We start from the raw sequence: 4,515 nt of genomic DNA on the forward strand, positions 1-4,515 counted from the left end.
GAACAGCGCCGACAGCGGCCAGCAGACCGTGCTGGCGAAGCCGCCCCAGAGGGTCAGCGTGGTGATCGCGGATCGGGCCTCGCGCCCGTAGATGCCCCCAAGCGTGGCGAAAGCCGCGTCATAGAGACCCGCCCCCATCCCGATCCCGAGGACGATCCATCCGGCGATGAACACCGGCAGCACCGGCGCGGTGGCGAGGATCAGCAGCCCCGCCGCCAGCAGGAGGGCGGAAAGCGCCAGCACGGGCTTGCCGCCATGGTGCCGGATCGCCTCGCCCACACGCGGCGAGGCCATACCGGCGACGAACAGGCCGAGGGAGAGGCCGCCGACGATCCACGACAGCGACCAGCCCGTATCGGCGGCGATGGGGGAAGCGAACACCGCCAGCAGGTAGTAGGAGCTGCCCCAGGCGAAAATCTGGACGATCCCCAGGGCCGAGATTACCGGCCAGCGCCGGGCGTCCGGCATACCCGTGGCTGTCATCCTGCCTTCGCCATATCCGCCGCCTCGCGGGCCTTCACGTCCTCTGGAAACCATCGGGCACCCAGCCGCAAGGCGACATGCACCAGCAGGATCAGCGCAGGCACCTCGACCAGCGGCCCGATCACCGCCGCGAAGGCGACCGGGGAGGCCAGGCCGAAGGCGGCGATGGCGACGGCAATCGCCAGCTCGAAGTTGTTGCCCGCCGCCGTGAAGGCGATGGCCGTGGTGCGCGGATAGTCCGCCTCGATCAGCCGACCCATGGCGAAGCTGACGAGGAACTGGATCACGAAGTAGAGTGCGAGCGGCACCGCGATCCGCAGGGCATCGACCGGCAGGCGCACCACGTCGCCGCCTTTCAAGCTGAACATGGCGACGATGGTGAACAGCAGGGCCGCCAGCGTGATCGGGCCGATACGGGGCAGGAATGCGGTTTCATACCAGCTCTCGCCCTTGCGGGCGACGAGGATGCGTCGGGTGAGGAACCCGGCTGCAAAGGGGATGCCGAGATAGATCAGCACCGCTTCGGTGATGGTCCAGAAACTCACGTCGATCACGCTGCCTTCCAGCCCGAACAGCGGCGGCAGGACCGAGAGGAAAAACCACGCATAGGTGGAGAAGAACAGGATCTGGAACACCGAGTTGAAGGCGACCAGCGCCGCGACATACTGGCCGTCGCCTCGTGCGAGCTGGTTCCAGACCAGCACCATGGCGATGCAGCGCGCCAGCCCGATCAGGATCAGGCCGGTCATGTATTCCGGGTGATCGCGCAGGAAGATCACCGCCAGCGCGAACATCAGCACCGGCCCGATGATCCAGTTCTGCACCAGCGACAGCACCAGCACCCGCCTGTCGGAGAACACGCGCGGCAGTTCCTCGTATCGGACTTTCGCAAGCGGCGGATACATCATCAGGATCAGGCCGATGGCGATGGGAATGTTGGTGGTGCCGACCGAGAGCGCGTCGAGCGCGACCGGCAGGCCGGGAAAGATCGAGCCAAGCGCGATACCAAGCGCCATTGCGGCGAAGATCTACAGCGTCAGCCAGCGGTCGAGGAACGAGAGCCGCGAAGGCGGCGCGAGGGCGGTCATGGGCTGATCTCCGGTCAGGATGCTGCGGGCGTCACGCGGAGGCCGTCGGCCCCCACCACGGCTTCCCCGTCCTCTTTCGAGAACGCAGCCAGTTGCGGGGGCAGAAGGTCCAGCACCGCCTCGGACGGGCGGCAGAGCCGCACCCCCTTGGGGCTGACCACGATGGGCCGGTTGATGAGGACCGGGTGCGCCATCATCGCATCCAGAAGCTGATCCTCGCTCAGCGCCGGATCGACGAGGCCAAGCTCGGCATAGGGCGTTCCCTTCTCACGCAGCAGATCGCGGGCGGTCAGTCCCATGCGGGCAATGAGTTGCACCAGCAGTTCCCGGCCTGGCGGGCATTTCAGATACTCGATCACATGCGGCTCGACGCCAGCGTTGCGGATCAGGCCGAGGGTATTCCTGGACGTGCCGCAGTCGGGGTTGTGGTAGATCACGACATCCATGATCCGCCCTCACGCCACATCCGGCCGGGGCCGGGTCGCGCCCTCGGCCTGGCCGATCTCGCGGAGCTTGGTCGCAAGGCTCGACCGATCCAGCGAGGCCACCGGCAGCGAGGAAAAGGCCGCGATCCGCGCTTTCATGTAGCGCAGCGCATTGACGAAGGCCATTTTGCGCTCAAGCTCGGTGCCGGTCGCAGCGGCGGGGTCTTCGATCCCCCAATGCGCCGTCATCGGCTGGCCCGGCCAGAACGGGCAGACCTCCCCGGCCGCGTTGTCGCAAACGGTGAACACGAAATCCATCACCGGCGCGTCCGGGCGGGCGAACTCGTCCCAGCTCTTCGAGCGCAGGCCATCGGTCGGGTAGTGGAAGTTCTCCAGCACCTGCAAGGCGGTCGGATGGACTTCCGCCTTCGGATGGCTTCCGGCCGAGAAGGCCCGGAAGCGCCCGCCGCCGTCCTGGCGCAAGACGCTTTCGGCGACGATCGACCGCGCCGAGTTGCCGGTGCAAAGGAACAGCACGTTGAACACGCGCGAGGATTGCTCGGACATGGCGATCACCCGCAGCAGGGCTGCGCCCCGGCCGGGGCCGAGCAGCTCTTCTGGTCCTGAAGCCAGCGGTCGCGGGGCTTGCAGCTTGCTGGGCGCGGCGAGAGCGCTACGCGGACCTGCCCGCCCTCGATCCGGGGCAGCGCGGCCCGGTGAAGCTGCATCGGCTGCACCCCGTCGCTGACCTCGAAGGTCAGCTTCGCGCCGCGATCCAGACCGACGTGCTCGATCACCTTGCCGATGATCTTCATGAACTTGCCCGCAGGCATATGGGCGCGGTCCTCGTTCACGTCCCAGAGCTGGATGAAGATCTCGGTCCAGCTTTCCGGGTTCGCGCCGCAGTCCAGCGCCTCGAAGCGGCCCGCCTTGACTTCGGTGACGTGGTAGCCGGGCTTCACGTCCTGGCCGTCATAGCTGAACACCAGTGGCAGATCGGCTGCGCCGTCCAGCGCCGCCAGCAGCTCACCGATGGTAATGTCTTCCGGGTCGACCGCGCCGGTCAGCGCGCCGAGGTTGCCTTGGATGGTCATCTGCGATACCTTTTGATTCGACACTTTTAGGATTGTAGAAATATGGAAGAGCGTCAAGCCCTCGCTGCCTTCGGGGCTCTGTCACAGGAAACCCGCCTGCGCATCCTGCGGCTGCTGGTCGTTGCCGGTCCCGAAGGACTGGCCGCCGGGGTAATCGCGGACCAGGCGGGAGTGAGCGCCTCAAACGTGAGCTTCCACGTCAAGGAACTGGAACGCGCAGGACTGGTGAACGCCCGCCGGGAAAGCCGGTCGATCCTCTACAGCGTCGATTTCGAGGCGCTGAACGGTCTGGTGCGGTTTCTGATGGAAGACTGCTGCGCCGGGCAAATCGGACGTTGTGTCGAGACCGACACGTCGATTTGCCAAAGTTCCTGCGCGTAGCGCTCTCGTCATCGGCGGGACGACTAAATTGGCCGTAGTTTACAAAGGACGCCAGAGATTGGCTAAGAGAAGTACCGGTCCTTGATTCTGGAGGGTTCGGTATGCCTGAAGATCACTTCATCGGCCTGGACGTCTCGGCTCGGAGCGTCAACCTCTGCGCGGTAAACGGGGACGGCAAGGTCGTCCATGAAGCCAAGCTCTCGTCAAATCCAGACGACATCGTGCGTCACATCCTGGCGTTGCCATTTTCTGTCGTCCGCATCGGCCTGGAAGCCGGTATGCTGTCGCAACACATCTACAGCGGACTCGTCGAGGCAGACCTTGCAGCGGTCTGCGTTGAAACCCGCCACATGAAGGCGGCGCTGGCGGCGCAGTTGAACAAGACCGATCGGCATGATGCGCGAGGGATCGCACAGATGATGCGGGTTGGCTTGTTCAAACCCGTCCACGTCAAGACGGCGACCAGCCGCCGCCTGCGAGCCGTCCTCGCCGCCCGTCAGTTGCTGCGGAACAAGTTGCAGGATGTCGAGAACGAAATCCGGGGAGTGATCCGCGATTTCGGCTATGAGATCGGCAGGGTCACGAAGAGGGACTTCGAGTCGCGCGTTCGCGAACTGACCGAGAACACCATATTGCATGGGGTTTCGGATGCCCTGCTCCTGGCGAGACGCGGGTTGTGGGAACAGTTTCTTCGCCTCGATGACCTGCTTGTTCGCCTAGCGCGGGAAGATGAGCTGACACGGCGTTTCATGACGGTGCCCGGCGTCGGCCCGATGGTCGCATTGACCTTCCGTGCCACCGTGGACGTTCCTTCGCGTTTCATCCGGTCCAGGACGGTTGGTGCCCATTTCGGCCTGACGCCCCGCAAGCACCAATCCGGCGATGTCGACCGAACAGGCCGGATCTCCCGATGGGGCGACGCCATGATGCGCAGCCTGCTTTACGAGGCTGCGCAGGTCCTGCTGGCAAGAGTAAAGCGGTGGTCAGCACTGAAGGCCTGGGCCATGCAGGTGGCCCGGCGGCGCGGCCGCAAGAAGGCTGTCG

Annotated in this window: 6 protein-coding genes and 1 pseudogene; 2 read left to right on the forward strand and 5 right to left on the reverse strand. The window is 65.2% G+C overall.

All coding sequences use genetic code 11. The features are described 5' to 3' along the window. The 5 genes and pseudogenes from F3H32_RS17470 to F3H32_RS17490 all read right to left on the reverse strand — a co-directional run. A pseudogene (locus tag F3H32_RS17470) lies at positions 1-468 on the reverse strand (MFS transporter); the annotation flags it as partial. Between the two features lie 11 nt (positions 469-479). Continuing rightward, complete coding sequence (gene arsB / locus F3H32_RS17475; protein ID WP_223191532.1) at positions 480-1,499, reverse strand: ACR3 family arsenite efflux transporter; 1,020 nt, start codon at positions 1,497-1,499, stop codon at positions 480-482. A gap of 86 nt (positions 1,500-1,585) precedes the next feature. After that, positions 1,586-2,017 carry an arsenate reductase (glutaredoxin) gene (gene arsC / locus F3H32_RS18010; protein ID WP_149766923.1) on the reverse strand — a complete coding sequence of 144 codons (432 nt, stop codon included), beginning with the start codon at positions 2,015-2,017 and terminating at the stop codon, positions 1,586-1,588. Positions 2,018-2,026: 9 nt separating this feature from the next. Continuing rightward, on the reverse strand, positions 2,027-2,563 hold the full coding sequence (locus F3H32_RS18015; protein WP_205912032.1) for an arsenate reductase ArsC: 537 nt from the start codon (positions 2,561-2,563) through the stop codon (positions 2,027-2,029). 5 nt (positions 2,564-2,568) lie between these two features. Beyond that, on the reverse strand, positions 2,569-3,090 hold the full coding sequence (locus F3H32_RS17490) for a DUF6428 family protein (protein WP_149766924.1): 522 nt from the start codon (positions 3,088-3,090) through the stop codon (positions 2,569-2,571). A gap of 42 nt (positions 3,091-3,132) precedes the next feature. Here F3H32_RS17490 and F3H32_RS17495 point away from each other — a divergent pair, with 42 nt between their 5' ends. Together F3H32_RS17495 and F3H32_RS17500 are read left to right on the forward strand one after the other, a co-directional pair. Next, positions 3,133-3,471: an ArsR/SmtB family transcription factor gene (locus F3H32_RS17495; RefSeq protein WP_149766925.1), complete on the forward strand. Its 339-nt coding sequence runs from the start codon at positions 3,133-3,135 to the stop codon at positions 3,469-3,471. A 101-nt stretch (positions 3,472-3,572) separates the two neighbouring features. After that, positions 3,573-4,515 (forward strand): IS110 family RNA-guided transposase (locus F3H32_RS17500; RefSeq protein WP_149766926.1); only part of this gene is annotated, 943 nt, incomplete at its 3' end.

Origin of the sequence: Paracoccus thiocyanatus (assembly GCF_900156255.1) — a bacterium.
In the GTDB taxonomy this organism is placed as follows: Bacteria; Pseudomonadota; Alphaproteobacteria; order Rhodobacterales; family Rhodobacteraceae; genus Paracoccus; species Paracoccus thiocyanatus.

Coding starts and splice junctions, on each gene's coding strand:
- arsB (WP_223191532.1), bottom strand. CDS start 1,499: ATGGCGCTTGGTATCGCGCTTGGCTCGATCTTTCCCGGCCTGCCGGTC.
- arsC (WP_149766923.1), bottom strand. CDS start 2,017: ATGGATGTCGTGATCTACCACAACCCCGACTGCGGCACGTCCAGGAAT.
- F3H32_RS18015 (WP_205912032.1), bottom strand. CDS start 2,563: ATGTCCGAGCAATCCTCGCGCGTGTTCAACGTGCTGTTCCTTTGCACC.
- F3H32_RS17490 (WP_149766924.1), bottom strand. CDS start 3,090: ATGACCATCCAAGGCAACCTCGGCGCGCTGACCGGCGCGGTCGACCCG.
- F3H32_RS17495 (WP_149766925.1), top strand. CDS start 3,133: ATGGAAGAGCGTCAAGCCCTCGCTGCCTTCGGGGCTCTGTCACAGGAA.